Raw genomic sequence first — 25141 nt, 5'->3', positions numbered from 1 at the left:
GTGAGGGACGACGTCGAGCTGCGCCACCTGCGTGCGTTCGTGGCCGTCGCCGAGGAGCTGAACTTCTCCCGGGCCGCGCGCCGGCTGCACCTGGCGCAGCAGTCGCTGAGCGCGCAGGTGCAGCAGCTGGAGCACGGCCTCGGCGTCCAGCTGTTCCGCCGGACCACGCGGCGGGTGGAGCTCACCGAGGCCGGTGCGGTGCTGCTGGACCGGGCACAGACGGTGCTCCGAGTCGTCGCCTCGGCGCTGGAGCAGACCCAGCGGGCCGCCGCGGGGGAGAGCGGCCGGCTGGTCGTCTCGTACACGCCGACGCTGGTCCAGGAGACCCTGCCCCACCTGGTCTCCGCCGTCCACGAGCGCCTCCCGGAGCTGTCGCTGCAGATGTGCGAGATGTGGCAGCCGGAGAGCCTGGAGGCGGTGCGGGCCGGGCGGGTGGACGTCGGGATGGCGCGGTCGGCCAACGTGGGCGAGGACCTGGAGTCGGTCCGGCTGCGCGACGAGCCGATCGGCATCGTGCTCGGCAGCGGTCACCCGCTGGCCGCCCACCCGGTGCTCACCGTGGCGCAGCTGGCCGACTCGACGCTGGCGATCTGGCCGCGCCAGTTCTCGCCGGACTTCTTCGACCAGGTGGTCGGCTCGTTCCGGCGGCACGGATTCCGCGGGCCGATCCACGAGTTCGAGTACCTGACCTCCGCGCTGTTCCACCGCGACCCGGCCGCCCGCGCGGAGATCGTCGCCGGTTCCGCCTTCTCGGTGGCGTTCGTGACGCAGTTCGACCCCCTGCCCGACGGCTTCGTGTGGCGCGCCGTCGAGCCGGCACCGCTCATCCCGGTCCAGGTCTACTGGCGCCCCGACGCCGGTGCGGCGGTCCGTCGCTTCGTGGAGGTGGCGCTCGGGGTGTCGAGGGCGCAGAGCTGGCTGGACCCCGGGACCGGCCGCCCGCAGGACGCGGTCCCGGCGGGTCAGACGAGGAAGCGGTAGGCCGTCGTCCCCGGGGCCACGTGCTGGATGCGCAGCGGGCTGGCCTCGATGCGGGCGAGCAGGCCGGGCAGGTCGGCCGCCCGCCCGATCTCGATTCCGGTGAGCGCGGCGCCGGTCTCCCGGTTGTCCCGCTTCACGTACTCGAACAGCACGATGTCGTCGTCGGGGCCGAGCACCTCGTCGAGGAAGCGGCGCAGCGCACCGGGCTCCTGCGGGAACTCCACGAGGAAGTAGTGCTTGAGCCCGCGGTGCACCAGCGAGCGCTCGACCACCTCGGCGTACCGGCTGACGTCGTTGTTCCCGCCGGACAGCAGGCACACGACCGTCTGCCCCGGCTCGACCGTCACCAGGCCGCCGGTCAGCGCGGCCGACGAGAGCGCCCCGGCGGGCTCGGCGATGACGCCGTCCACCTGGTACAGGTCCAGCATCTCGGTGCAGATCTGGCCCTCGGGGACGGCGACCAGGTCCGCGCCGCAGTCGCGGACCAGCGGGAGGGTGACGTCGCCGACCCGGCGGACGGCGGCGCCGTCGACGAAGGTCTCCATCTCCGCGAGCTCCACCGGACGGCCCGCGGCCAGGGCTGCGGCCATGCTCGCCGCGCCCGCCGGCTCCACCCCGACCAGCCGGGTGCCGGGGCTGTGCGCGCGCAGCCACGTGCCGCACCCGGCCAGCAGGCCGCCGCCGCCCACGGGCAGGACGACGACGTCGGGCGGGGTGGCGAGCTGCTCGAGCACCTCGACGCCCACCGTGGCCTGCCCGACCACGGTGGACAGCGCGTCGAAGGCCGGCACCAGCGTGGCGCCGGTGCGCCCGGCGAACGCCGCGGCCGCGGCCGCCGCCTCGTCGTAGGAGTCGCCGGTGACGACGAGGTCCACCGCGTCCCCGCCGAGGGCGCTGATCCGCTCCCGCTTCTGCCGGGGCGTGGTGCCGGGTACGAACACCGAGCCGCGCACGCCCAGCGCCCGGCACGCGTACGCGACGCCCTGGCCGTGGTTGCCGGCGCTGGCGCACACGACCCCCGCGGCCCGGGCGGCGGGCGCCAGCCCGGCGATCGTGTTGTAGGCGCCGCGCACCTTGTAGGACCGGCCGACCTGCAGGTCCTCCCGCTTCACCCAGACGTCGGCCCCGGTCGCCGCCGACAGCCGGGCGTTGCGCTGCAGCGGCGTCCGCTCGGCCACCCCGGCGAGGCGGCGGACGGCCTCCCGCACCGCCGCCTCGAACGACCCGGAGTCCAGGCCCGCGCCCGCGAGGGAGGGAGAACTCATGCCGCCATCGTCGCCGACCCGCCGCCCCGCCCCGCGGGCAGCCCGGGTCACCCCGCCGCGGTCAGCAGACCGGACTCCTGGCGGGTGAGCCGGCCGGCGTCCAGTCCGCGGGCCAGCGCCGCCTCCAGCAGCGGCAGCAGCGACGGCGTCCGCCGGCGGTAGCCGAAGACCTCCGCCGTCCGCAGGAACAGCTCGTCCTGCGTCATGCCGGCGCTGGCGCGGCACAGGGCGACCATCGCGTTGCCGACCTCCTCCGGCGCGACGTGCTCCAGCGGCCGGTCGGCGCTGGCGGCCTGCCGGCGGAAGGCCGACCAGGTGTCGCGGTCCAGCGTCTCGGGCCAGACGAACTCGCCGACGAGGGTGGCCGGGGGCAGCAGCGCCAGCAGCGCGTCGCGCCGGGACTCGCTGACCCGGGTGAGCCCGAACGCGCTCGCGGTCAGCCGGGTCAGCCGGTCGCGGTGCACCGGCCCCTCCGCCTTGAGCCCGGCGGTGAGCACCCGCTTCACCGTGCGGGCGATGCGGGCGTCGGAGAGCGCGTCGAGGACCTTGCGGTCGCCGGCGGTCTTGGGCACCCACGGCACGAACGGCAGCTCGCCGTCCAGCGGCGTCGCCGTGGCCTTCCTCGCCGTCCGCCGCGCGGGCCGGGCCGGAGCCGGCTCGGGAGCCTCGGTCACGGGTTCCCCGACGACGGGGGCCCCGACCTCGGCGACTCCAGCGACCTCGGCGACCGGGACCTCGACGACGACCGCTGCGGTGGTCCGCAGCGGGACCGCCGACCTCAGCTCGGTCGCCGGCGGCTCGGCGGGGACCGGCGGGACGACGTCTCCCGGCTCCGCGACGGCCATTGTGGCCACGATGGCCGGCTCCTGAGGGGCCGAAGTGGCCACAAAGGCCGGCTCGGCCCGGCGGGCGGGCACCGGCGCGGCGTCGACGGCGGCGACCAGCCGATCGAGCACCGCCTCGCGGTCGCGCAGCCAGGTGGGCAGCCAGACCCGCTCGACCGCGGGCCAGCGCAGCATGCCGGCGAGGACGTCGACCGGCAGGCCGTCGCGGTCGCCGACCGTCCGGCGGCGGGCCCACGTCGGGCCGTCGAGCAGCACCGCCATGACGGGCGCGTCCGGCGCCTCGGCGCGGGCGACCGACAGGTCCACCCGGAACTCCGAGAGGCCGACGTCGGTGCGCACGACCAGCCCGCGGTCGCGCAGCGCGGCGGCGATCTCGTCACGGTGCCGGTCCGGGACGGCGACCGGACGGGCGTCCTTGGGCAGCGCGTCGGTGCCCAGCGCGGCCAGGTCCAGGTAGGCGCGCAGGTGCTTGATGCCCACCGACGAGGTCTGCTCCGCCCGCAGCTGCGACGGCTCGAACGAGGAGAAGACGACGACCTGCCGCCGGGCGCGGGTGACCGCGACGTTGAGCCGCCGCTCGCCGCCGACCCGGTTGAGCGGGCCGAAGTTCAGCGGCAGGAACCCGCGGTCGTTGACGCTGAAGCCGGTGGAGAACAGCACGACGTCGCGCTCGTCGCCCTGCACGTTCTCCAGGTTCTTGACGAACAGCCCCTCGCCGTCGGTGCGGTCCAGCGCCTCGACCAGGCGGTCGTCACCGGCGTCGCGCAGCAGGCCCTCGATGTAGGCCCGCTGCTGCACGTTGAACGTGACGACCCCGATCGAGGGCAGCTGGTCGGGCGAGGCGTCGAACCGGCGGCGGATCTCCGCGACGACGGCCTTGGCCTCCATCGGGTTGGTCCGCAGCAGCCGGCCGGCGCCGGAGCGGTGGAACGTGCCGTTGACCCGCACCAGCGAGATGCCGCGGCCGTCGACGTCCGCCGAGGGGCGGCCGTGGGTCGGCGCGGGGAACGACGAGAGCCGGTTCTCGTAGTAGTTGGCGTTGCTGAACGCGATGAGCGACTCGTCCTGGCTGCGGTAGTGCCACGACAGCCACTGCCGCGGCACCCGGGCCTGCACGCACTCGGAGAGGATCGACTCCTCGTCCTCGACCGCGGTGCCCAGCAGCTCGATCCCGTCGTCCTCGGCCGCGCCGGTGGACGGCTCGGCGAAGGACGTCGGCGGCATCTGCTTGCTGTCGCCGACGACGACCGCGGCCCTCGCCCGGCCCAGGGCGCCGACGGCGTCGGCCACCCGGATCTGCGAGGCCTCGTCGAAGACCACGAGGTCGAACAGGCCCGCCTCGGCCGGGAAGAACCGGGCCACGGAGTCGGGGGAGACCAGCACGCACGGCATGACGGCGGTGACCAGCTCCCCGTACTGGGCGAGCAGGCCGCGCACGCCGAGCCCGCGACGGGTCTTGGCCAGCTCCCGCTGCAGCGCGCCGACCTGGCCGTTGCCGCTGGCGGCGTCGAACGGGCGGGCGGCGAGCACGGCGCCGGGCAGCGCCGAGCGCAGGTGCTCCCGGACGGCCTTCGAGGCGGCGGTGAACCGGGTGATCGCCCGCAGGTGGACGTCGGCGTCGAAGCCGTCCAGGCCGGAGGCGGCACGCCGCTCGGTCACCGAGGCGAGGGCGACGCCGTGCTCGAAGGCGCGCACCGCGTCGTCGGCGGGCAGCTCCCCGCTGATCAGCAGCGCCCGTGCCTCGTGCAGGCCGGCGGCGCGCAGCGGCTCGAGGGTGTCGATGAAGTCCGCCCAGCGGCGCAGCGACATCAGCCCGGTGTGCTCCACCCCGCGCTCCGGGCGGGTCATGTGCCAGCGCAGCACCAGGCCGTCGTCCCCGGCCCAGCGGGCCAGCTGGCGCGAGCCGGTGGAACACACCCGCAGCAGTGCGGTGATCGCGTCGCGCAGCCGGGCGACGGCCGCACCGGTGGCGGCGTCGGGACCGGGGCCCTGGACCACCCAGCGGCGCAGGGCGGCGGCGAACTCGCCGTCCCGGTCGGTGGCGGCGCCGGCCGCGCGCAGCCAGGCCACCTGCCCGTCGAGCAGGGTGGGCTCGACCAGCGGGTTCCAGCCGGCCGGCACGGACAGCCCCGGGATCACGGAGGCGCGGGCGGCGATGCCCTGCGCCGCGGTCTGCACCCGCCACAGGGCCGCGGTCAGCTCGGGGACGTCCTTGAGCTTCACGCTCACGCCCGGCCGCAGCACCGGGGCCAGCTGGTCGCGGACGGCGCGCAGCCCCTTCCGGCGGGCCATCCAGCGCCCGGCCTGCGCGGTCTGCGCGGCGACGTACAGGTCCGCCAGCGGCAACTCCAGCGCGGCCGGCGTGGCCAGCTCCAGCCCCGGGTGGACGGCGGCGGTGAACGCGGCGACCTCGCCGAGCACGGTGGTGGTCGCCGTCGTCCAGCGCTCGGTCGGCACCTCGTCGAGCACGTCGAGCGCCGTCGCGGGGCCCGTGAGCAGGTGTGCCAGGGCGGTGAGGTCCTCGGGCGTCCGCACCTCGCGCAGCGCGCGGGCCAGGTGCTGCTCGGCCGGCAGGTCGCGGATCCCGGCGTCGACGGCGGCGGCGGCCTGCTGGGCGGCGAGCAGGTCCACCCGCGCGGTGTCGACGAACGCCCACGCGTGCTGCGGCGAGGGCCGCACCAGGTCGGCGATGTCGGGCAGCAGCGCCAGCGCGCGGCGCACCGCGGTCATCGTCTCCGCCGACGCGGCGGCCACGAAGGTCGCCGGCAGCGGCATCGACGGGACGCCGTCGCGCACGGCCAGCGCGGCGGTGCGGGCCGAGTAGTAGGACAGCCCGGCGGCGTTCTCGGCGTGCAGCCGGTCGGCGTAGCGGGCCAGGGTGCGGCGGGCGGAGCGCAGGTCCTCGCCGTCGGCGGCCAGGCCCTGCTCGTCGACGGCGACCGCGTGCTCCAGCGCCGCCTTGATCTGCGCGCGGACCACCGAGGTCTTGCTGCCCTTGTCGTGCAGGTCGAGGGCGAACGGGCCCATGCCGACGGCCTCGAGCCGCCGCGCGACGACGTCCAGGGCCGCCCGCTTCTCGGCGACGAACAGGACCCGCTTGCCGTCGGCGACCGCCCGGGTGAGCAGGTTGGTGATGGTCTGGGACTTGCCGGTGCCGGGCGGGCCCTCGAGCACGAAGGTGCGGCCCGCGGCGGCCTCGGCCACGGCCCGCAGCTGCGAGGCGTCGGCCGGGACCGGGCAGGTCGCGGCGAGCTCGTCGAGGTCGACCCGGTCGGCGGTGTCCGGCGCGGGGTCGGCGAACGCCTCGGTGGGCTCGTGCACCAGGTGGGCGACCAGCGGGTTGGCCGTGAAGTCGGCCCAGTGCTCGTCGAGGTCCTTCCACAGCCGGAACTTGGCGAACTGCAGGACGGCGAGGTCCGCGGTCGGCTCGACGCGGTAGGGCAGCGCGGAGTCGGCCAGGGCCTGGCGCATCGCCTGCAGCGCGCGGTCGAGGTCGATGCCGGCGCCGTCCTCGGCCGGCTCGGTCAGCCCCGGCACGGTCAGGCCGTGCAGCTGGCGCAGCTTCTCCAGCAGGCAGTGGTTCGGGGTGGTGGTGCCGGTGTCGTCGAGGGTCAGCCGGTAGACGCCGTTGCGGCTGGTCGGGGTGAGGGCGACCGGCACCAGCACCAGCGGCGAGCGCAGCGGCCGGCCGTCGAGCTCCCACGCCAGGCTGCCCAGCGCCAGGTACAGGTTGTTGGCGCCGGTCTCCTCGCGCACGGTCTTCGCCTTGTAGGCGAGGTTGCGCAGCCGGGGCAGGTAGCCGCCCTCGGTGACGTCGGCGTGCACCGCCTTGCGCTCCACCAGCAGCTCGGCGAGCACGTCGGCCGGCAGCTCGGTGGCCGAGCGCAGCCCGCGCTCCCGCTGGACGGCGGCGATCCGGTCGCTGGGCAGCAACTGCACGGCGGTGCCGGCGTGCAGCAGGTCCTCCAGCGTCCCGAGGGAGGCGGCGGGCACGGCCAGCGGGAGCCCGGCGCGCTCGGAGTAGTTGATCAGCCGGTTGCGCAGCGAGAGGTCGAGCAGGCTGTTCTTCCACTGCTGCACCCGGGCGGGGGTCTCGGGGCGCCCCGGCTGCACCGGCGCCGGCGTCCGCTCGACCGGCTTGGCCGCGACACTGTGCAGTGCCGGCCGGTACTCGAACACCTGCACCGCGCCGTCCGTGCCGCGGGTGCGGGCCGGCAGCGGCACGATGCCGTCGCGCCGGGCGCGGTGGACGTCGGTCACGCCCAGGACCCGGTCGAGGTCGCCGGTCAGCCAGGCGTCGTACGCGGGGGAGTGCAGGTCCTGCGGCTCGCCGTCCCGGGCACGGCTGGTGAGCAGCGTGGTCTCCACCAGCCGCACCAGGCCCAGGTCGACCAGGTTGACCAGCGGGGCGACGTCGGTGGTCGCGGCGCTCTCGGCGCCGCGCTCCTCCCGCCAGTAGCCGAGGAAGGCGTGCCCCTCGGCCAGCCACAGCATCGGGCGGATGCCGGCCTGCTCCAGGGCGGCGGCCAGGACGACGACGGTGTCCAGGCAGGTGCCGACCCGGCCGTCGAGGACGTCGCCGGGGGTGCGCACCTTCTGCCCGACGTCGGCCCAGCTGGCCGGCGGCTCGCTGTAGCGGATGCCGCGCCGGCGCATCGCCTCGGTCAGCGCGGCGACGATCTCGTCGACCCGCTCCGGGCCGGACTGGTAGCCCTGCACCGATGCGCTGCCGGTGCGCTCCTCCAGCAGCACGCTGGCCTCGTCGATCAGCGCGGTGACCGCCGGGTGGTTGGGCATGACGTGCGCTGCCAGCATCTCCAGCGCCAGCGGGACCGGCGCGGCCAGCCACTGGCTGGCGGCCAGCACCTGCACCGGGACGGCGGTGCCCGCGACGTCCTCGCCGTCGACGAGGAGGTCGATCTCGATCGAGCCCGGGCGCTGCTCCTCGATCTGCAGCATCGCGGCGGGGTCCATGACCAGGCCGACGTCGCTGAGCACCGTGGTCTGGCCGGCGTCGAGGTCGACCAGCAGCTCGACGGCGCTGCCGATCGGGCCCTCGGCGTCGCGGACGCCCAGCCGGACCGTCGCCGCGCGCACCGGACCGCCGTGGTTGGTGAACGCCAACCGGCTCACCACGGGCACCCGGTTGTGGGCGAGCGCGTAGCTGAGGACCGGGGTGGAGGTCGCCGAGATCGCCACGGCCGGCCGGGTGCTGGTGTCGGTCGACCGGAGGTCCGTGGCGCTCATGCGATCTGTCTACCGGTCCGGACGGAACGGTCCGGTCAGGTGCGCGAGGCGTCTGGGGCGGGTGTGACGGGTGCTGCCGGTCTGACCACGGATCACATCCGGGACACCTCCGGACGGTCACGAACACCGGTCCGCGTGCCGATCCGCGCGACCCGGGGCGGCCGCGTTCCGACCGGCGTTGCGGAACGGCACGCGCCGGATCTCTTCGTACGGTCGGCCGGACGCACCCGCACCGAGGAGGAATCCCATCAACGACGACACGGTCCGGTTCCGGCCGGCGCACCGCGCACCCTCGTCCTCGTCCGTCGGGCGGTGGGCCGTGGTGGCGGTGGCGCTCGCGGCGATCGGCCTGGTCGCGATCGCCGGTGTGGTCGTGGGCCGGTCCGGCGGGAGCGTGGCGCAGGAGGCGACCCCGGCGCCGGAGGCGGTCGCCGGACCGCGGTCGGTCGTCGGCGAGAGCGCCGACCCGGTCGCGCGGGGTGGACGGCTCGCGGTGGACGACGCTGCCACCCCGCCGTCCGCGGTGCCCGGGGTGACCGAGCCGCCCGTGCCGGAGGTCGTGACGACCCCCGACGCGCCCGTCCCCACGCGGCCGGCGACCGCCTCCACCAGCGCGGTCCCGCCGGAGCCCGCGCCCGAGCCCGCTGCGACCGAGGACGCCGAGCCGGCCCGGTGCGGTGAGGGGCGTGGCGCAGCCCGAGCGCGGGACGCGGCCGCATCCCAGCGGGGCGGCGCCGCCTGCCGATGACCTCTGCACGGCCGCGGGCTCGTGAGAGGTCGGTGGGCATGGGCCGTGCGCAGCGGCGGGAGTCGGGACCGGGCGTCGGGCCGACCCACCCGGTCGCGGGTCGAGGTGTGCGCCGGGGAGCTCTCCACGGGTGATCGTGTGACCCCGAGGTCGCGCAGCGGCGGGGCTGACGCCCCGATCTCCGATGGAGCGTGTGCGCCGGCGCCCGGTTCTGTGCGGGAGAACCGGGCGCCGGCGCACACGACCCGCCGTCATCACGCGGCTGGTCTGATCGCGATGTGACACACCCCGTCGCGGGGGCCCTCCAGGCGGCGCGAGCGCGGCGACAGCCGGAGTGCCGCGTCTCTTAACACAGCCGGAACCAAGAACTTCCATCGGGTTCACGCGAACCTCTTCCCTTGGCGCGGGGCACAGCGCTACCTTCCGGATCCCAAATCCCGGATCCTGGATCCGCCCGGGAAACGTGCAGGTCACAGGCCTACCCGTGGAGGTTCTACGTGCCCAGAACAGCGGAGATCGCCGGCGCCGGCTTGTCCGGACTCGTGCTCGCCACCCGGCTCGCCCAGCTCGGCTGGAAGGTGCGGCTGCACGAGCGCAACCCCGAGCTCCGGATGTTCGGCGCGGGCATCTGGATCTGGGAGAGCGGACTGCGGACGCTCGAGACGATCGGCGCCTTCGACCAGGCCACAGCGCGGGCACGCAGCATCGCCGAGTGGCGGATCGCCGACCAGCACGGCGGCGTCCTCATGTCCCGCCGCACCACCCCCGACGACCGGCTGCTGCTGCCGCCACGGGCGGACCTCTACGAGGCGCTGATCGCGCAGGCGGAGCACTTCGGGGTGGAGATCGAGACCTCGTCCCTCGCCGTCGGCGCGTCGCCCGAGGGTCGGCTGCAGATGGAGAACGGCAAGGAGTACTCGGCGGATCTCGTCGTCGCGGCCGACGGCGCGTACTCCCGGCTGCGCGAGTCGATCTTCTCGACCGCGTGGATGGACTTCGGCACCGAGGCCGGCATCCGGATGATGATCGACCGCGCCGAGGGCGACCCCGAGGACACGATCATCGAGTACTGGCACGGCCGGCGCCGGCTGCTCTACAACCCGTGCACCGACGGCCAGGACTACATCTTCCTGAGCGCCCCGGTGTCCGACGAGCGGGCCAGCCGGATGCCCGTCGACCGGGACCTGTGGCGGACGGAGTTCCCTTCCGCCGCGCACCTGGTCGACCGGTTCGCCGAGGCCAGCCGGTGGGACCGCCTGGTCAACGTCCGTTGCAGGTACTGGTCGAAGGGCCACGTCGCGGTGATCGGCGACGCCGCCCACGCCATGCCGCCGAACCTCGGCCAGGCGGCCAACACCGCCTTCATCAACGCGATGGCCCTGGCCATGACCCTCGAGCACGAGAAGGACGTCCCGACCGCCCTGACGCGGTGGGAGCGGGAGAACCGCGCGCTGACCGACCACGTGCAGTGGTGGTCCTACCTGTACGGCTTCGTCGTCGCCAAGGTCCCCGAGCGCATGGACGGCCTGCGCGGCCGCCTGCTGCGATCGGTGTCCGGCAGCCGTCCCTTCCAGCACGGCCTGAACAAGGGGGCCAGGCACGTTCCCGCCGGCGCCCGGACCGCGTCCCTTCCCGCCTGATCCCGTGATCCGACCCAGTGCCGTGCGCACGAACCTGGAGGCTGCCTCGTGAAGTACGTGTCGTTCCTCGGGGACACCGGTCCCGCCGTGGGGGTGGTGCTCGGTGAGCACGTGTTCCCCGTCCCGCACGGGTACGCGGTCAGCTCCGACGGCGCCCCGCTGGGGCTGCTCGAGCTGATCCAGCGCGGGACTCCGATCTCGGTGCCCTGCTCGACCACACCCATCCCGCTGGCCGACGTCCGGTTGCTGCCGCCCATCCCGCGGCCGCGCCGCAACGTCATCTGCGTCGGCCAGAACTACCACCAGCACTCGCTGGAGTTCGACGCCTCCGGGTACAACTCCACACCCAGCAACGGCGTGCCCGACCGCCCTGTCGTCTTCACCAAGGCGACCAGCTCGGTCATCGGGCCGGGTGACGTCATCCCGCTGCACGACACGCTGACCACCGAGCTGGACTACGAGGCCGAGCTCGGCGTCATCATCGGCCGGGGCGGTCGCGGGATCCCGGCCGAGGAGGCGCTCAGCCACGTCTGGGGTTACACGATCGTCAACGACGTGACCGCACGCGACGTCCAGCGTGACCACCGGCAGTGGTTCCTCGGGAAGTCGCTGGACGGGTGCTGCCCCATGGGGCCGTTCGCGGTCACCGCTGACGAGGTGGACCTCACCGACCTGCTGGTCGAGGCCCGGGTCAACGGGGAGCTGCGGCAGAGCGCGAAGACGGCCGACCTCATCTTCGACGTCCCGACGCTCATCGCCACCATCAGCGCCGGCATGACCCTGGAGCCCGGCGACGTGATCGCCACCGGCACGCCGGCCGGGGTCGGCATCGGTTTCGACCCGCCGCGGTTCCTGCGGGCAGGCGACACCGTCGAGATCAGCATCACCGGGCTCGGCACGCTGACCAACACGGTCGGGGGCCCGCCGGGGACCGATGAGGGAGCGCCCTCATGAGCACCGACCCCACGGTCACCCGGGGAGCGCTGGCCGGCTTCTCGCCGATCCAGCGCGGCACGATCCGCGACGCCACCAGGGACGCGCTGCGCGACCTGATCATCAGCGGCGGCGTGGCGGTCGACACCCCGCTTCGCCAGGACGAGCTGGCCGCCCGCCTCGGCATCAGCCGCACCCCGCTGCGGGAGGCGCTGCACGCCCTGGCCAGCGAGGGCCTGGTCACCTTCGACGCCCACCGGGGGGCCGTCGTCACCCGGCCCTCGGTGCAGCAGCTGCTCGACCTGTACGAGATCCGCGAGCAGCTGGAGGTCCTGGCCGGCCGCAAGGTGGTCGCCGCCACCACGGAGGCGCACATCGCTGCCGTGCAGGACCTGCACGACTCGATGGAGGGCGTCACGGACCCGGTGCTCTGGGCCCAGCTCAACCAGGAGTTCCACGCCACCCTGTACGCCCCCTGCGCCAACCGGGAGCTGATCGCGCTGATCAGCACGCTCTCGTCCCGGGCCAAGTTCTACGTCCGCATCCTGGTCTCCACCGGGCCCTCCGCAGCGACCGCACACGACGAGCACGGGGAGATGCTCGCCGCCCTGGTCAGGCGCGACCCCGATGCGATGGAGGCGGCCATCCGCTCGCACCTGCACCAGACCGCAGCTCAGGTCGCCCCAGCACTCGAGCCCGACGGCGGCTGAGCTCGGACTCCGGCGCCACCCCTTCCCGCAGCCCCACCCACGACACCCCTCCGCCCGGCGGAGGGCGTGCCGGGATCCCGCACACCCTTCGACAGCCAGGAGAGGAGTCCCCGTGTACGAGGACTGGACCCTGATCACCGGCGGCACCGTCATCGACGCCACCGGCGCGGACCCCCGCCCGGACACCGACGTCGTCCTGCACGGCAACACGATCGTCGCCGTCGGCGACGACTCCACCGGCATCGAGATGCCGCCCAAGGAGAAGATGCGGCGGATCGACGCCACCGGGCGCACCGTCATGCCGGGGTTGATCGACGCGCACTGCCACATGACCTACGGCGAGGCCCGGTACGAGGAGGAGATCGACCTCTACACCAGTGCGGAGATGCGCACGCTCATCGCCGCGGCCAACGCCCGCAAGGTGCTCCGGGCCGGCATCACGAGCATCTCCCAGCCCGGCGGGAGCTACTACATCGGCGTCGGCATCCGCGAGGGGATCAACGCCGGGCTCGTCCAGGGCCCGCGGATGACCTCGGCCGGCCGTTACCTGACCACCAGCAACGGTCTCACCGACTGGTACCCGGACTCGGTGGGCGTCCCCGACGGCAACATCGGCACGCTCACGAACACCGTGGACCAGATGAAGGTCGAGATCCGGCACCAGGTCAAGAACGGCGTCGACCTCATCAAGCTCGCCGACAGCCCGTACGGCGACTTCCAGGCCTTCACCAACGACGAGATGAAGGCGGTCGCCGACCTCGTCCACCAGCTCGGCAAGAAGGTCACCATCCACGCCCGCGGTCCGGGGGAGGTGCGCGCGGCCGCCGACGCGGGCTTCGACTGGATCATGCACGGCAACGTCATGACCGACGAGGGCATCGAGAAGCTCGTCGACAACGACGTCACCCTCGTGCCGACGCTGCTGCTGCTGGCCAACCTCGCCGACTGGCCCGAGCTGACCGGCGCCCCCTACGGGCAGTACCACGGCTGCCGCCGGATGCTCGAGAAGAGCGTCGAGAGCCTGCACAAGGCGCACGAGGCGGGCGTGGAGTTCGCGATGGGCACCGACACCGGCTTCGCCATCACGCCCTACGGCGAGTGGCACGCCCGCGAGCTGGAGCTGCTGCAGGTCTACGCGGGGCTGTCGAACATGGAGGCCATCCTCGCCGCCACCGCCAACGGCGCGAAGATGATGAACCTCGAGGGCAAGCTCGGGAAGCTGCTGCCCGGCTACCTGGCCGACGTCATCGTGGTCAAGGGCAACCCGGCCGAGAACCTCCACGTCCTCGTCGACAAGCGCAACGTCGAGATCGTCATCAAGGACGGCGTCGTCCAGAGCTTCCCTGACGACCTGGACATGGTCCGGTTCCACAACGACCGCGACCCGCTGATCTACAGCCAGACCGAACTGACCTACGACATGGTCACCGGCGACAACCCGGACAAGCCGTACAACGTGCTGCCGTGGTCGATGTCGGACGGCGTCGAGATCGCCCACGAGATGGACCGCAGCCAGAGGGCGCTCGCCGCCGAGGAGCTGGCCCCGGACGGCGCCGTCCACGACTGAGCGCCGCCCCCGCACCGACCCCCGATGCCGGCACCGCCGCGCGTCGCTCCCCAGCTGCCCGCACGCCGGGCGGCGATCCTCCAGAGGAAGGACCACCCCGTGACCGTCCACCTGCACCGCAAGCCCAAGGGTCTCGGCGAGCCGCTCGGCCGCTACTCCCACGTCAGCGTGGTCGCCGACGGCGACCCGGTCCTCATCGCCGGCCAGGTCGGCATGACCGAGGACGGCGAGCTGTACGGCGACGGCAGCTTCGCCGACCAGGTCCGCGGCGCCTACGCCAACCTCGGTACGGCGCTGGCCGCCGTCGGTGGCACGTTCGCCGACATCGCGAAGATGACCACCTACCTCGTCGGCGGGGGCACCCACCTGCCGGAGTTCATGAGGGTCCGGGGCGAGATCTTCGCCGACATCTACCCCGACGGCGGCTACCCGCCCAACACGCTGCTCTTCGTCGAGCGGCTGGTCGAGGAGCCGCTGCTCATCGAGATCGAGGCCATCGCCGCCGTCCCCGGAGCCGCCCAGGTGGAGGTGGGCGATGCCTGAGGTGACCGTCAACGGCCACCGCACCACCTGGTGGGAGGCCGGCACCGGGGAGCCGCTGCTGCTCATCATGGGCACGGGCATGAGCGGCCGGGCCTGGGCGTACGAGGTCGAGCACCTGTCCCGGCAGTACCGGTGCATCACGTACGACATGCGCGGGGTCGGCACCGCCGACTGCACCGACTCCGACTACACCCCGGCCCTGCTGGCCGACGACGCGGTCGCCCTCCTGGACGCGCTCGGCGTCGAGTCCGCGCACGTCATGGGCTTCAGCCTGGGCTCGTGCACCGCGCAGGAGATGGCGCTGCGCCACCCGGAGCGGGTGCGCTCGGCGGTCCTGCTGTCCACCTGGAGCCGGACGGCGGACGAGAACCACGTGCGCCGGCACTACGAGTCGCGCCGCTACGCCCTCCAGCACGGCCCGCTCGACGTGTTCTCGAAGTTCGCCTTCTGGATGTGGTCGCCGACGCTGCTGGAGGAGGAGCACGAGCGCATCTGCGCCCTGGAGGCCGAGCTGCGCGGGTGGACCGGCTCGAAGGACGTCTCCGGTTTCATCGGGCACTTCACCGCCGACCTCGCCCACGACGCCATCGACCGGCTGCCCTCGATCCAGGTGCCGGTGCTGGTGGTGCACGGGGACGAGGACCGGATCACCCTGCCCCGCTACAACCGGCGGGTCGCCGCCGCCATCCCGGGCGCGGAGTACGTCGAGATCCCCCGCGCCGGGCACCTGGCCTTCCTCGAGCAACCGGCCGCGCTGAACAAGGCCGTCGAGGATTTCCTCAGCAGGTCGGCGGGCTGAGCGCGATGGCCGCGACCACGGGCGTGTCCACCTTCGGTGTGACCGCCGCCGTCCACGACTACTCGGGGGTCATCGTCCTCCGGGACGTCGACTTCGAGCTGCGCGGGGGAGAGATCCACGCGCTCCTCGGGGAGAACGGCTCGGGGAAGAGCACGCTGATCAAGGTGCTCACCGGGGCGGTGAAGCCGACCGGCGGCACGCTCCTCCTCGACGGCGAATCGGTCCACCTCACCACCCCGCAGCAGGCGCAGGCGGCCGGTGTCGCGGTCGTGCACCAGAACTACAACCTCTTCTCCGACCTCTCGGTGGAGAAGACCCTGCTCGCCAGCGCCGCCGAGGTGCCCCGGCGGGCCAGCGCGCTCGGGGCCGTCGACCACCGGGCCTGGCGGCGCCAGGTGCAGGAGCTGCTGCACCGCCTCGGCGTCGACCTGGACCCTCGGGCGCTCGTCGGCACGCTCGGCCCGGCGGAGCGGAAGTTCGTCGAGATCGCGCGGGCCATGGTGACCGAGCCGCGCTTCCTCATCCTCGACGAGCCGACGGCCTCCCTGGAGCCGGCGGCGGCCGAGCGCGTGCTCACCCTCATGCGCACGTTGCGCGGGCACGGCGTCGGGCTCGCCTTCGTCTCGCACCGGCTGGACGAGGTGGCCGCCATCGCCGACCGGGTGACCGTGCTGCGGGACGGCCGGCGGGTCGCCGAGCGCTCCAGCGCCGGGCTGACCACCGCGGAGATGGCCCGGCTCATGGTGGGGGACCGCCCGCAGGAGTCCGCGCGCCCGGACGCCTCGTCGGTGCGCCCCGGGGTGCTGCTACGGCTGCGCGGCGTCCGGTGCTCCGACGACGGCGACCCCTTCGACGTCGACGTGCACGCGGGGGAGACCGTCGCGGTGACGGGACTGGTCGGCTCGGGTGCGGCCACCTTCGTCGCCATGGTCGGTGGGGACGTGCCGCTGCGCGGCCGGGCCGAGGTGGACGGCCGCGAGGTGCCGCTGCGGACCGCACGGGATGCCCAGGCCTTGGGCATCGGCTTCATCCCCGAGGACCGCAAGGCCCGCGGTCTGGTGCTCGACCACTCGTGCGCGGTCAACATCTCGCTCGCGTCGCTGGGGCAGGTGTCCACCGCCGGGCGGGTGTCGCGGCGGCGGCTGCTGCGCCGGGCCGAGGAGTTCCGGACCCGGCTGGACATCCGGATGCCGACCCTCACCGCGCCGGCGTCGGCGCTGTCGGGGGGCAACCAGCAGAAGGTGCTGGTCGCCAAGTGGCTCGCCTCCGGCGTCCGGTTGATCGCGGTGGAAGAACCCACCCAGGGAGTGGACATCGGTGGCCGGGCGCAGATCCACGACCTGCTGAGGGAGTTCACCGCCGCGGGCGGCGCCGTGGTCCTGTTCTCCACCGACGTCCGTGAGGTGCTGGCGCTGGCCGACCGGGTGGCGGTGTTCCGGCACGGCTGCCTGTCCCGCGTGCACAGCTTCGACGAACTCGACCAGGCGCGCCTGACCGCGCTGACCGCCGGTGAGGACGACGTACCCGCCGCCCCCGCACCGCGGGTCCCCGACGGCACCGCTCCGCCGTCCCCCTCGATCCCGTCCTCCCGACCGAACGTCCGGATGGAGAGTCCTCGATGACCGCGATGCGTGAACGACCCGTCCGCAGCGACCCGACGGGAGTGCCGGCGCTCCCACCCCAGGTGCGGGTCCGTGGCGCCCTGTTCGACCGGCTGTTCGTGCCGGCCGTGCTCCTGGCGCTCGTCGCCTACCTGTCGGCGACCAACGACGCCTTCTTCTCCCGGATCAACGTCACGAACGTGCTCATGCAGGCGTCGATCCTGGCGATCGTCGCCTTCGGCGCGACCTTCGTGATCATGGCCGGCCAGCTCGACCTATCGATGGGCACCGGCTCGGCGCTGATCAGCGTCATCGGCGCGACGGTCATGGTCGACACGGGGTCGATCTGGCTGGGCCTCGGCGCCTGCCTGCTCGCGGGGCTGCTGCTGGGGCTGGTCAACGGCGTCGTCGTCACGGCGCTGCAGGTGCCCTCGTTCATCGCCACCCTCGGCACGATGATCATCTGCGGTGGCATCGCGCTGGCCATGACGAACGGCGGGGTGGTCAGCGGCCTGCCGGCGGGCTTCCGTGGCATCGCCACCCTGCGCCTGCTCGGGCTGCCGGTCCTGGTCTGGGGGACCGCGGTGATCTTCCTCCTGCTGTGGTGGCTGCAGCGGCAGACCGTCTTCGGCTACCAGGTGCTCGCCGTGGGCGGCAACGCCGAGGCGGCCCGGCTCTCCGGCATCTCGCTGGGCCGGGTGCGGCTCCTGGTCTTCGTCCTGGGTGGGCTGGCGACCGCGCTCGCGGCGATCGCGCTGCTGGTCCGGGTGCAGTCCGGTCAGCCCAACGCCAACGGCACCCTCGCGCTGGAGGCGATCGCGGCGGTCGTCGTAGGCGGCACCAGCCTCAACGGTGGTCGCGGTTCGGTCGTCCGGACGCTGTGGGGCGTCCTGCTGATCGCCGTCCTCCGGAACGGCCTCGACCTCTCCGGCATCAGCGAGGACTACAAGCAGGTCGTCCTCGGCTCGGTCTTCATCCTCGCCGCGTCGGTCGACTTCCTGCGCAGGCGGCTCGTCCGCCGGCGGGTGACGCCGTCCTCCGCCGGTCCCGTCCTGTCCACCCCCGACCAGCCGCCGACGGCACCGGATCAGGTGCCCGCCGGTGTCGGCCCCGTCCCACCGTCGTCAGCCGCCGCACCGCCGCGCTGACCCCGAGCCCGCGCCTGGCCACCGCCGCGCGCGTCCGCAGGTCTCCCCGCCTGCGCCCGTACCGCCCCGGTCACGGACACCGCCGTCCCCCACCGGTGTCCACCCCCCCTTCCAGGAGGTATCCGTGCGCACCCCGACCACGTCCGCCCTTCCCCGATCCGCCCACCCGCGTCGTGCCGTCGCCGCGCTGGCGGCCACCGGCCTCGCCCTCTCCCTCGCCGCCTGCTCCGGGGGCGGCGAGGAGGCCGCCGCCTCGGGTGGCGGCGGCGGTGGCGACGACCTGACCGTGGAGATGAACGTCTACTCGCGGTCGCTGCCCTACTTCCAGGACTTCGTCGCCGGTGCCCAGGAGCGGGCGGACGCCGAGGGCGTCACGCTGAACGTCACCTACGGCGAGACCGATCCGCAGCTGCAGTACGACCAGGTGCAGAACGCGCTGACCCAGTCGCCGGACGGGGTGATCGTGGTCCCGGTCGACCCGGCCGCCCTGATCCCGGTCTTCCAGCAGGCCTCGGACGGCGGCCTCCCGGTGTTGACCGCGGTCAACGACATCCAGGAGGAGGGCTGGGCGTCGGTCATCGGCCACGTCGGCAAGGAGTACACCGAGGTCGGCCGGGAGAAGGCGCAGTACCTCGTCGACACCCTCGGCGGGCAGGGCACGGTGGCGATGATCCACGGCATCCGGGGCCTGCTGTTCAGCGAGCTGCAGGCGCAGGGCGCGATGGAGGTGTTCGCCGAGAACCCCGGCATCACCGTCATCGACGGGCCCTACACCGGCGAGTTCAGCTCCGACGCGGGCCTCGCGGCGGCGGAGAACGTGCTCACCGCCAACCCCGACGTCGACGCCCTGTACTTCGACAACGACGACATCGCGCTGGGCGGGATCCTCGCTGCCCAGCAGCGGGGCATCGCGATGGAGGACATCGTCATCATCGGGACCGACGGCGGCGAGCCGGCTCGGCAGTCGGTGGCCGCGGGCGAGATGGACATGACGATCACGCTCTGCGGGGTCGCCACCGGCAAGCTGGCGATGGACACCCTCATGGCCTTCGTCCGTGACGGCGAGAAGCCCGCGGAGCGGTTCGTCGACGTGCCGAGTCAGATGGTCACGGCGGAGAGCCACGAGGACGTGGAGGCGCTCATCGCCTCCGGCGACTGCTGAGCCCGCCCCGCTCCCGGTCCGGCCCCGTCCCGCGCGGGGCCGGACCGGGAGCGGCGCCCGCCCACCTTCCGGGGCCGCCCCTTCCGACGTCGCACGATCGAACCAGGAGACCGCCGTGTCCGATGCCCGTCCCTTCACCTCCGGCCGAGACCAGGTCATCAGCTATCCGGTCACCGCGGCCGGCATCCGCACCCGCGTGGTGGAGTCCACCGGGGGTGTCACGCCGCTGGTCTGCCTGCACGGCGCCGGGTCCCGGGCCGACCGCTTCGTGCCGACGATCCCGGGTCTGGTGGCCGCCGGCTACCGCGTCTTCGCCATCGACTTCCCGGGTCACGGGCTCGCCGACAAGGGGGCCGGCCCCGACTACACCGCGGCCGGTATGGCGGCGTTCATCAGCGGCGTCCTGGACGAACTGGGCCTCTCGGGGGTGACCGTGGCCGGCACGTCCCTGGGGGCCCACGTCGCGGCACACCTGGCCCTCGACCGGCCGGACCTCGTCGACTCGGTCGTGCTCATCGGCGCCATCGGCCTGGCGCCCCTGCCCGACGAGAACATGGTCCCGCGTGAGGTCCTTGCCGACGCGAGCGACGCCGGCGTCCGCCGCAAGCTGGACCTCCTCGTCGCTGACCCCGCCATGGTGACCGACGCCTGGGTGCGCGAGGAGTCGATGATCAACTCCTCCCTCGGTGCCCGCGAGTCGCTGACCGCGGTCGCCGACTTCCTGCTCGGCCCGTGCAACGACGACCTGGTCGTCGATGCCCTCAACGAAGCACGGCTCACCGACCGGGTGCTGCTCGTGTGGGGCGAGGACGACCGGTGGACGCCGCTGGCCATGGGCCGCGCCGCGCACGAGGCCCTGCCGGGATCGACCCTCGAGGTGATGGAGGGCTGCGGGCACGCCCCGTACTTCGAGGACCCCGACCGGTTCGCCGAGATCATGACCGGCTGGCGCCGCCGCCGCCCCGTGTGAGCCCGGCGCGCCGTCGGAGAGGAGTGCCCGCGGTGCCGGGACCAGCAGAGCCCTGGGTGCGGCGGCCGGCACCGCGCTGGGGATGTCGTGGACGTACGTCCCGTGTGCGGTTCTGGTCGCGCTGAGCCTCCCGCTCGGCGTGGGACCGGCACCCCGCAGGCCCCGGCCGTGGACGCCCCGGAGCCGGGTCCACCACCGCACTGCGACGTCGCGATGCGGCAGACGTGAGAGGTTGGCCGGCATGGGCGATGCGCAGCGGCGGGAGTCGGGACTGGTCGTCGAGGACCGGGGGCACGTCCGCGTGCTCACCCTGGACCGGCCCGAGCGCCGCAACGCGCTCTCCTCGGCGGTCCAGGCCGACCTCGTCGAGGAGCTGCTGCGCTGCGGTGAGGACGGCGGGGTCCGCGCGGTCGTGCTCACCGGCAACGGCCCCGCGTTCTGCGCCGGCTTCGACCTCAAGGAGATCCGCGAGGGCGACCGCCGCGGCGAGCGGTTCCGGCCGCCGATGGGCCGGCCCACCCGGTCGCTGTTCGAGTTGGTCACCGAGACGCCGGTCCCGGTCATCGCGGCGATCAACGGGGCCGCGGTCGCCGGTGGCTTCGAGCTGGCGCTCGCCTGCGACCTGCGGGTGGCCGCGCCCGGCGTCCCGATGGGGCTGCCCGAGGCCAAGATCGGCATGGGCGCCAACTTCGGGTCCGTCGTCCTGCCCAAGCGCATCCCGATGGGCATCGCGCTGGAGCTGCTCTACACGGGCGAGTACGTGACCAGCGAGGTCGCCGAGCGGTGGGGGCTGGTCAACCGCCTGGTGCCGGCCGGCGAGGTGCTCCCGACGGCGCTGCGGCTCGCCGACGCCATCGCCGCCAACGCACCGATCTCCATCCGACGGATGAAGGAGACCGCGGTGAAGTCGCTGGAGCTGCCGCTCTGGCAGGCGCTGCGGCTCGACGTCGGCCCCAACCCCTACCTCAGCGAGGACCGCAAGGAGGGCATCGCCGCCCACCTCGAGAAGCGCCCGCCGCGGTGGACCGGCCGCTGACCCGACGGGCCGCCTGCGACCCCACCACCTCGAGAAGTCTTCTGCGGATGCTCGTGCTCTGCCCACCATCGTGGGCAGAGCACGAGCACCTCCGGGTCTGATCCGGCCGGGCAGATCCCGCTCGGAGGTCAGCTCCCGGAGAAGCGCTGCTCCAGCTGCTGGACCTCCGGCAGCCCGATCAGGTCGGTGAACTCCCCGAACGCCGGCAGCCCCTCCATTGAGGGCACGCCGTCCCGGCGCAGCGAGGCGAGCAGCGAGCGGATGCCGGCGGTCGCGGCCAGCAGCGTGCCGATCGGGTAGATGACCAGGGAGAAGCCGAGCTCGGTCATCCGCTCCAGGGACAGCGGGGGCGTGCGGCCGCCCTCGGCCCAGTTGAACACCAGCGGGGCCACGCCCTTCAGCTCGGTGGCGACCCGCTCGATGTCGGCCTCCGACGTCGGCGCCTCGACGAACAGCACGTCGGCGCCGGCCTCGGCGAAGGCACGGGCGCGGGTGATCGCCTCGTCGATGCCGTGGGTGGCCACCGCGTCGGTGCGGGCGACGAGCACCAGGTCCGGGTCACGGCGGGCCTCGACGGCGGCGCGCAGCTTGCCCACCATCTCGTCGGCGCCGATCAGGACCTTGCCGCTCATGTGCCCGCACTTCTTGGGCATCACCTGGTCCTCGAGCTGGATGCCGGCGACCCCGGCCTGCTCGTAGAGCTGCACCGTCCGGACGACGTTGATCGCGTTGCCGTAGCCGGTGTCGGCGTCGGCGATGACCGGCACGTCGACCGCGGCGGTGATCCGGCGGGCGTTGTCCACCATCTCCGCACCGGTCAGCAGGCCCACGTCGGGGCGGCCGATGAGCGAGGCCGTCGTCCCGAACCCCGTCATGTAGACGACGTCGAACCCGGCCTGCTCGACGAGCCGGGCCGAGAGGGCGTCGTACGCGCCCGGCGCGATCAGCGGCCCCGGCGCGGCCAGCAGCTCCCGCAGCCGGGCCCGCGGTGACGGACGGCGACTTCCCAGCAGGTCTCCCACGGCGGCCCCCTCTTGTATGCAGTCGCCAGGAATTTACGCAGGAGGGATTGCTCCTGGGAAGCCCTCGGCCCTACGTTGCATGCAATCGCGAAGGGGTGTGAGGCATGACACGGGCGCTGACCTCGGCCGAACGGGCCCTGGACACGCTGCGCGAGGTGATCCTGCGCGGCGAGCTGCCCGCCGGTGCGCGCCTCGGCGAGGTGGAGCTGGCCGAGCGTCTGGGGGTCAGCCGCACCCCGGTCCGGGAGGCGCTGTCCCGGCTCGCCGCCGAGGGCCTGGTCCAGCTGGTGCCCAACCGCGGCGCCCGCGTGGCGACCTGGACCCTCGACGAGCTCGAGGGGGTCTTCGAGCTGCGCGCGCTGCTGGAGCCGCAGCTGACCGCCCTGGCCGTCCCGCAGGCCACGGCCGCCGACGTCGAGGAGCTCGACGAGGTCGCGCACGAGATGCAGCGGATCGGGGCCCCCGGCCCGCAGCAGGACCTCGACGCCCTCGTGCCGCTCAACCGCACCTTCCACGACCGGCTGGTGGCCCTCGCCGGGCACCCCGCACTGGCCACGGCCCTCGCCGGCGTCGTCCACCCGCCGATCGTGGTGCGCAACTTCCGCGCCTACGACGAGGCGTCGCTGCGCCGCAGCCTGGCCCACCACGTCGAGATCGTGGCCGCGCTGCGCGCCGGCGACGCGGAGTGGGCGCGCGCGGTGATGACCGCGCACATCCGCAACGCCCGAGCGGTCATGGTCCGGGCGGCCGCCGCCAACGACCTCGACCTGGCACCCGTGGGCCCCCGCGCCCGCACGCGCGCGGACCACCGCGCCCTCAGCACGGAGCACACCGAGCACCCGCGAGAAGAGGAGACGCCATGAGCTACCGGCTCGGAGTCGACGTCGGCGGCACGTTCACCGACGTCCTGCTCGTCGAGGAGGGCAGCGGCCGCACGTGGCGGGCCAAGACCGCCTCCACGCCGGCCGACCAGTCCGTCGGCGTCCTCACCGGCATCGCCAAGGCCTGCGGCGAGGCGGGCATCGACCTCTCGGAGGTCGCCCAGGTGCTGCACGGCACCACGGTCGCGACCAACGCGATCCTCGAGGGGAAGGGCGCGACCGTCGGCCTGGTGACCACCCGGGGCTTCCGGCAGGTGCTGCAGATCGCCCGCTCCTACGTCCCCGGCGGGCTGGCCGGCTGGATCATCTGGCCCAAGCCGGAGCCGCTCGCGGCCCTGGAGAACACCGTCGAGGTCGACGAGCGGATCGCCAGCGACGGCGCCGTGGTGCGCCCGCTCGACGAGGACGACGTCCGCGCGCAGTTGCAGCGGCTCGCCGGGCAGGACATCCAGGCGCTGGCGGTCTCGCTGATCAACTCCTTCGCCGACCCCGCCCACGAGCGGCGGATCGCCGAGATCGCCGCCGAGGTGCTGCCCGGCGTCCCGGTGTCGCTGTCCTCCGACGTGCTCCCCGAGCTGCGCGAGTACGAGCGCACGCTGACCACGGTGGCCAACGGCTACGTGCAGCCGCAGGTCAAGAGGTACGTGACGACGCTGTCCGAGCAGCTGCAGGAGGGCGGGGTCGCCGGCGAGCTGGCCATCCTGCGCAGCGACGGCGGCCTCTCCTCGGCCGGTGCGGCCATCGACTCCCCGGTCACCCTGCTGCTGTCGGGCCCGGCCGGCGGCGTGACCGGGGCGGTCTGGGTGGCCGAGCAGTCCGGGCACCGCGACCTGATCACCTTCGACATGGGCGGCACCTCGACCGACGTCGGACTGGTCCGCGACCTCGACCCGAAGATCGGCCGGGAGACCAAGGTCGGCGACCTCGCGGTGCGCGCCTCCAGCGTCGACGTCCGCACGGTCGGCGCCGGCGGCGGCTCCATCGCCCACGTCCCCGAGCTGACCCGGGCGCTGCGGGTCGGCCCGCAGTCCGCCGGCGCCGACCCGGGTCCCGCGGCCTACGGCAAGGGCGGCGTGGAGCCGACCGTCACCGACGCGAACGTCGTCCTCGGGTACCTGCCCACCACGCTGGCCGGCGGCGAGATCTCCCTCGACGTCGAGGCCTCCCGCGCGGCGATCAGCAAGATCGCCGAGGCCATGGGGTTGGACTCGGTCGAGGCCGCCGCGGCCGGGATCATCGACATCGTCAACGAGAACATGCTCGGCGGCGTCCGGCTGGTCTCGGTGCAGCAGGGCTTCGACCCGCGCGACTTCTCCCTCGTCGCCTTCGGCGGCGCCGGCCCCCTGCACGCCAACGCGATGGGCCGGCTCACCGGCGCCTGGCCGGTCATCATCCCGCCGGGTCCGGGGCTGCTGTGCGCGCTGGGCGACGCCACCACCAGCCGTCGCGACGAGTCCGCCCGCACCGTGCTGCGCCGCTTCGCCGAGCTCACCGGCGGCGACCTGGTCACGGTGCTGCGCGAGCTCGCCGACGACGCCGGCCGGCGGCTGGCCGCCCAGGGGGTGCCGACCTCCGAGCAGACGGTCAGCTACCAGGTCGACGTGCGGTACCACGGCCAGGGCTTCGAGATCCCGGTCGACGTCGACCCCGCCTGGCTCGACGACGCGGACGCCGCCCTGCAGCGGCTGGGGCAGACCTTCGACGCGGAGCACGACCGGCTGTTCTCGTTCCTGCTGCACGTCGACCACGAGTTGGTCAACGCCCGCGCCACGGTCACCGGCCCGCGGCCCGACGTCGCCCCGGTCGTGCTGCCCGACGGCGACGGCGACCCGGCCGGCGCGCTGGTGCAGGAGCACCGCATCTACGTCGGCGGCGAGTACGTGCCCGCCGGCGTCTACGACCGCGCGGGGCTGCGCGCCGGTGACGTCGTCACCGGTCCGGCGATCGTCACCGAGATGGACTCCACGACCCTCGTCCTGCCCGGGCACGCGGCCACCGTGCACCCCTCGGGCAGCCTGCTGATCACCCCGCTGGAGGGCTGAG

The 25141-nt window shown here is 73.9% G+C and carries 18 protein-coding genes; 15 read left to right on the top strand and 3 right to left on the bottom strand.

Annotated elements, in window-relative coordinates; all coding sequences use genetic code 11:
• Window positions 1–981, top strand: coding sequence for a LysR family transcriptional regulator (locus ACI78Q_RS13615; RefSeq protein ID WP_456923926.1), 981 nt, complete (start codon window positions 1–3; stop codon window positions 979–981).
• Here the strand turns inward: ACI78Q_RS13615 and ilvA are convergent.
• Together ilvA and ACI78Q_RS13605 are read right to left on the bottom strand one after the other, a co-directional pair.
• Window positions 963–2246 (bottom strand): threonine ammonia-lyase IlvA, encoded by a 1284-nt coding sequence (ilvA, locus tag ACI78Q_RS13610; RefSeq protein ID WP_456923925.1) that lies wholly within the window; start codon window positions 2244–2246, stop codon window positions 963–965. The genes ACI78Q_RS13615 and ilvA overlap by 19 nt on opposite strands.
• A 47-nt stretch (window positions 2247–2293) precedes the next feature.
• Window positions 2294–8338 carry a DUF4011 domain-containing protein gene (locus ACI78Q_RS13605; protein ID WP_456923924.1) on the bottom strand — a complete coding sequence of 2015 codons (6045 nt, stop codon included), beginning with the start codon at window positions 8336–8338 and terminating at the stop codon, window positions 2294–2296.
• 322 nt (window positions 8339–8660) lie between these two features.
• Between ACI78Q_RS13605 and ACI78Q_RS13600 the strand changes: the two genes are divergently transcribed.
• The 12 genes from ACI78Q_RS13600 to ACI78Q_RS13545 all read left to right on the top strand — a co-directional run bounded on the left by ACI78Q_RS13600 (window position 8661) and on the right by ACI78Q_RS13545 (window position 21195).
• Complete coding sequence (locus tag ACI78Q_RS13600; RefSeq protein ID WP_456923923.1) at window positions 8661–9086, top strand: hypothetical protein; 426 nt, start codon at window positions 8661–8663, stop codon at window positions 9084–9086.
• A 497-nt stretch (window positions 9087–9583) separates the two neighbouring features.
• Entirely contained in the window at window positions 9584–10726 is a 1143-nt protein-coding gene (locus ACI78Q_RS13595; RefSeq protein ID WP_456923922.1) for an FAD-dependent oxidoreductase, read from the top strand.
• 48 nt (window positions 10727–10774) lie between these two features.
• Entirely contained in the window at window positions 10775–11680 is a 906-nt protein-coding gene (locus ACI78Q_RS13590) for a fumarylacetoacetate hydrolase family protein (protein ID WP_456923921.1), read from the top strand.
• Complete coding sequence (locus ACI78Q_RS13585) at window positions 11677–12369, top strand: GntR family transcriptional regulator (protein WP_456923920.1); 693 nt, start codon at window positions 11677–11679, stop codon at window positions 12367–12369. The genes ACI78Q_RS13590 and ACI78Q_RS13585 overlap by 4 nt, the downstream gene beginning before the upstream one ends.
• Before the next feature lie 112 nt (window positions 12370–12481).
• Window positions 12482–13936: an amidohydrolase family protein gene (locus ACI78Q_RS13580; protein ID WP_456923919.1), complete on the top strand. Its 1455-nt coding sequence runs from the start codon at window positions 12482–12484 to the stop codon at window positions 13934–13936.
• Window positions 13937–14035: 99 nt separating this feature from the next.
• Entirely contained in the window at window positions 14036–14479 is a 444-nt protein-coding gene (locus ACI78Q_RS13575) for a RidA family protein (RefSeq protein ID WP_456923918.1), read from the top strand.
• Window positions 14472–15278, top strand: coding sequence for an alpha/beta fold hydrolase (locus ACI78Q_RS13570; protein ID WP_456923917.1), 807 nt, complete (start codon window positions 14472–14474; stop codon window positions 15276–15278). Before ACI78Q_RS13575 ends, ACI78Q_RS13570 begins: the two co-directional genes overlap by 8 nt.
• A 5-nt stretch (window positions 15279–15283) precedes the next feature.
• Window positions 15284–16900 carry a sugar ABC transporter ATP-binding protein gene (locus ACI78Q_RS13565; protein ID WP_456923916.1) on the top strand — a complete coding sequence of 539 codons (1617 nt, stop codon included), beginning with the start codon at window positions 15284–15286 and terminating at the stop codon, window positions 16898–16900.
• Window positions 16897–18027: an ABC transporter permease subunit gene (locus tag ACI78Q_RS13560; protein WP_456923915.1), complete on the top strand. Its 1131-nt coding sequence runs from the start codon at window positions 16897–16899 to the stop codon at window positions 18025–18027. The genes ACI78Q_RS13565 and ACI78Q_RS13560 overlap by 4 nt, the downstream gene beginning before the upstream one ends.
• A gap of 124 nt (window positions 18028–18151) precedes the next feature.
• Window positions 18152–19189: a sugar ABC transporter substrate-binding protein gene (locus tag ACI78Q_RS13555; RefSeq protein ID WP_456923914.1), complete on the top strand. Its 1038-nt coding sequence runs from the start codon at window positions 18152–18154 to the stop codon at window positions 19187–19189.
• Between the two features lie 115 nt (window positions 19190–19304).
• On the top strand, window positions 19305–20159 hold the full coding sequence (locus ACI78Q_RS13550) for an alpha/beta fold hydrolase (RefSeq protein WP_456923913.1): 855 nt from the start codon (window positions 19305–19307) through the stop codon (window positions 20157–20159).
• A 241-nt stretch (window positions 20160–20400) separates the two neighbouring features.
• The gene (locus ACI78Q_RS13545; protein ID WP_456923912.1) at window positions 20401–21195 is read left to right on the top strand and encodes an enoyl-CoA hydratase/isomerase family protein; all 795 of its coding nucleotides are present in this window, start codon (window positions 20401–20403) and stop codon (window positions 21193–21195) included.
• Between the two features lie 128 nt (window positions 21196–21323).
• On the opposite strand, the gene ACI78Q_RS13540 is transcribed toward ACI78Q_RS13545, so the two are convergent.
• On the bottom strand, window positions 21324–22217 hold the full coding sequence (locus tag ACI78Q_RS13540) for an isocitrate lyase/PEP mutase family protein (protein ID WP_456923911.1): 894 nt from the start codon (window positions 22215–22217) through the stop codon (window positions 21324–21326).
• A 104-nt stretch (window positions 22218–22321) separates the two neighbouring features.
• Here ACI78Q_RS13540 and ACI78Q_RS13535 point away from each other — a divergent pair, with 104 nt between their 5' ends.
• On the top strand, window positions 22322–23080 hold the full coding sequence (locus tag ACI78Q_RS13535; RefSeq protein WP_456923910.1) for a GntR family transcriptional regulator: 759 nt from the start codon (window positions 22322–22324) through the stop codon (window positions 23078–23080).
• The gene (locus tag ACI78Q_RS13530) at window positions 23077–25140 is read left to right on the top strand and encodes a hydantoinase/oxoprolinase family protein (RefSeq protein ID WP_456923909.1); all 2064 of its coding nucleotides are present in this window, start codon (window positions 23077–23079) and stop codon (window positions 25138–25140) included. Before ACI78Q_RS13535 ends, ACI78Q_RS13530 begins: the two co-directional genes overlap by 4 nt.
• Window position 25141 lies beyond the last annotated feature (1 nt).

This window comes from Geodermatophilus sp. SYSU D00705, from assembly GCF_054050135.1.
The sequence above is the reverse complement of the archived record's forward strand: the minus strand, read 5'-3'. Positions and strand labels throughout refer to the sequence as shown.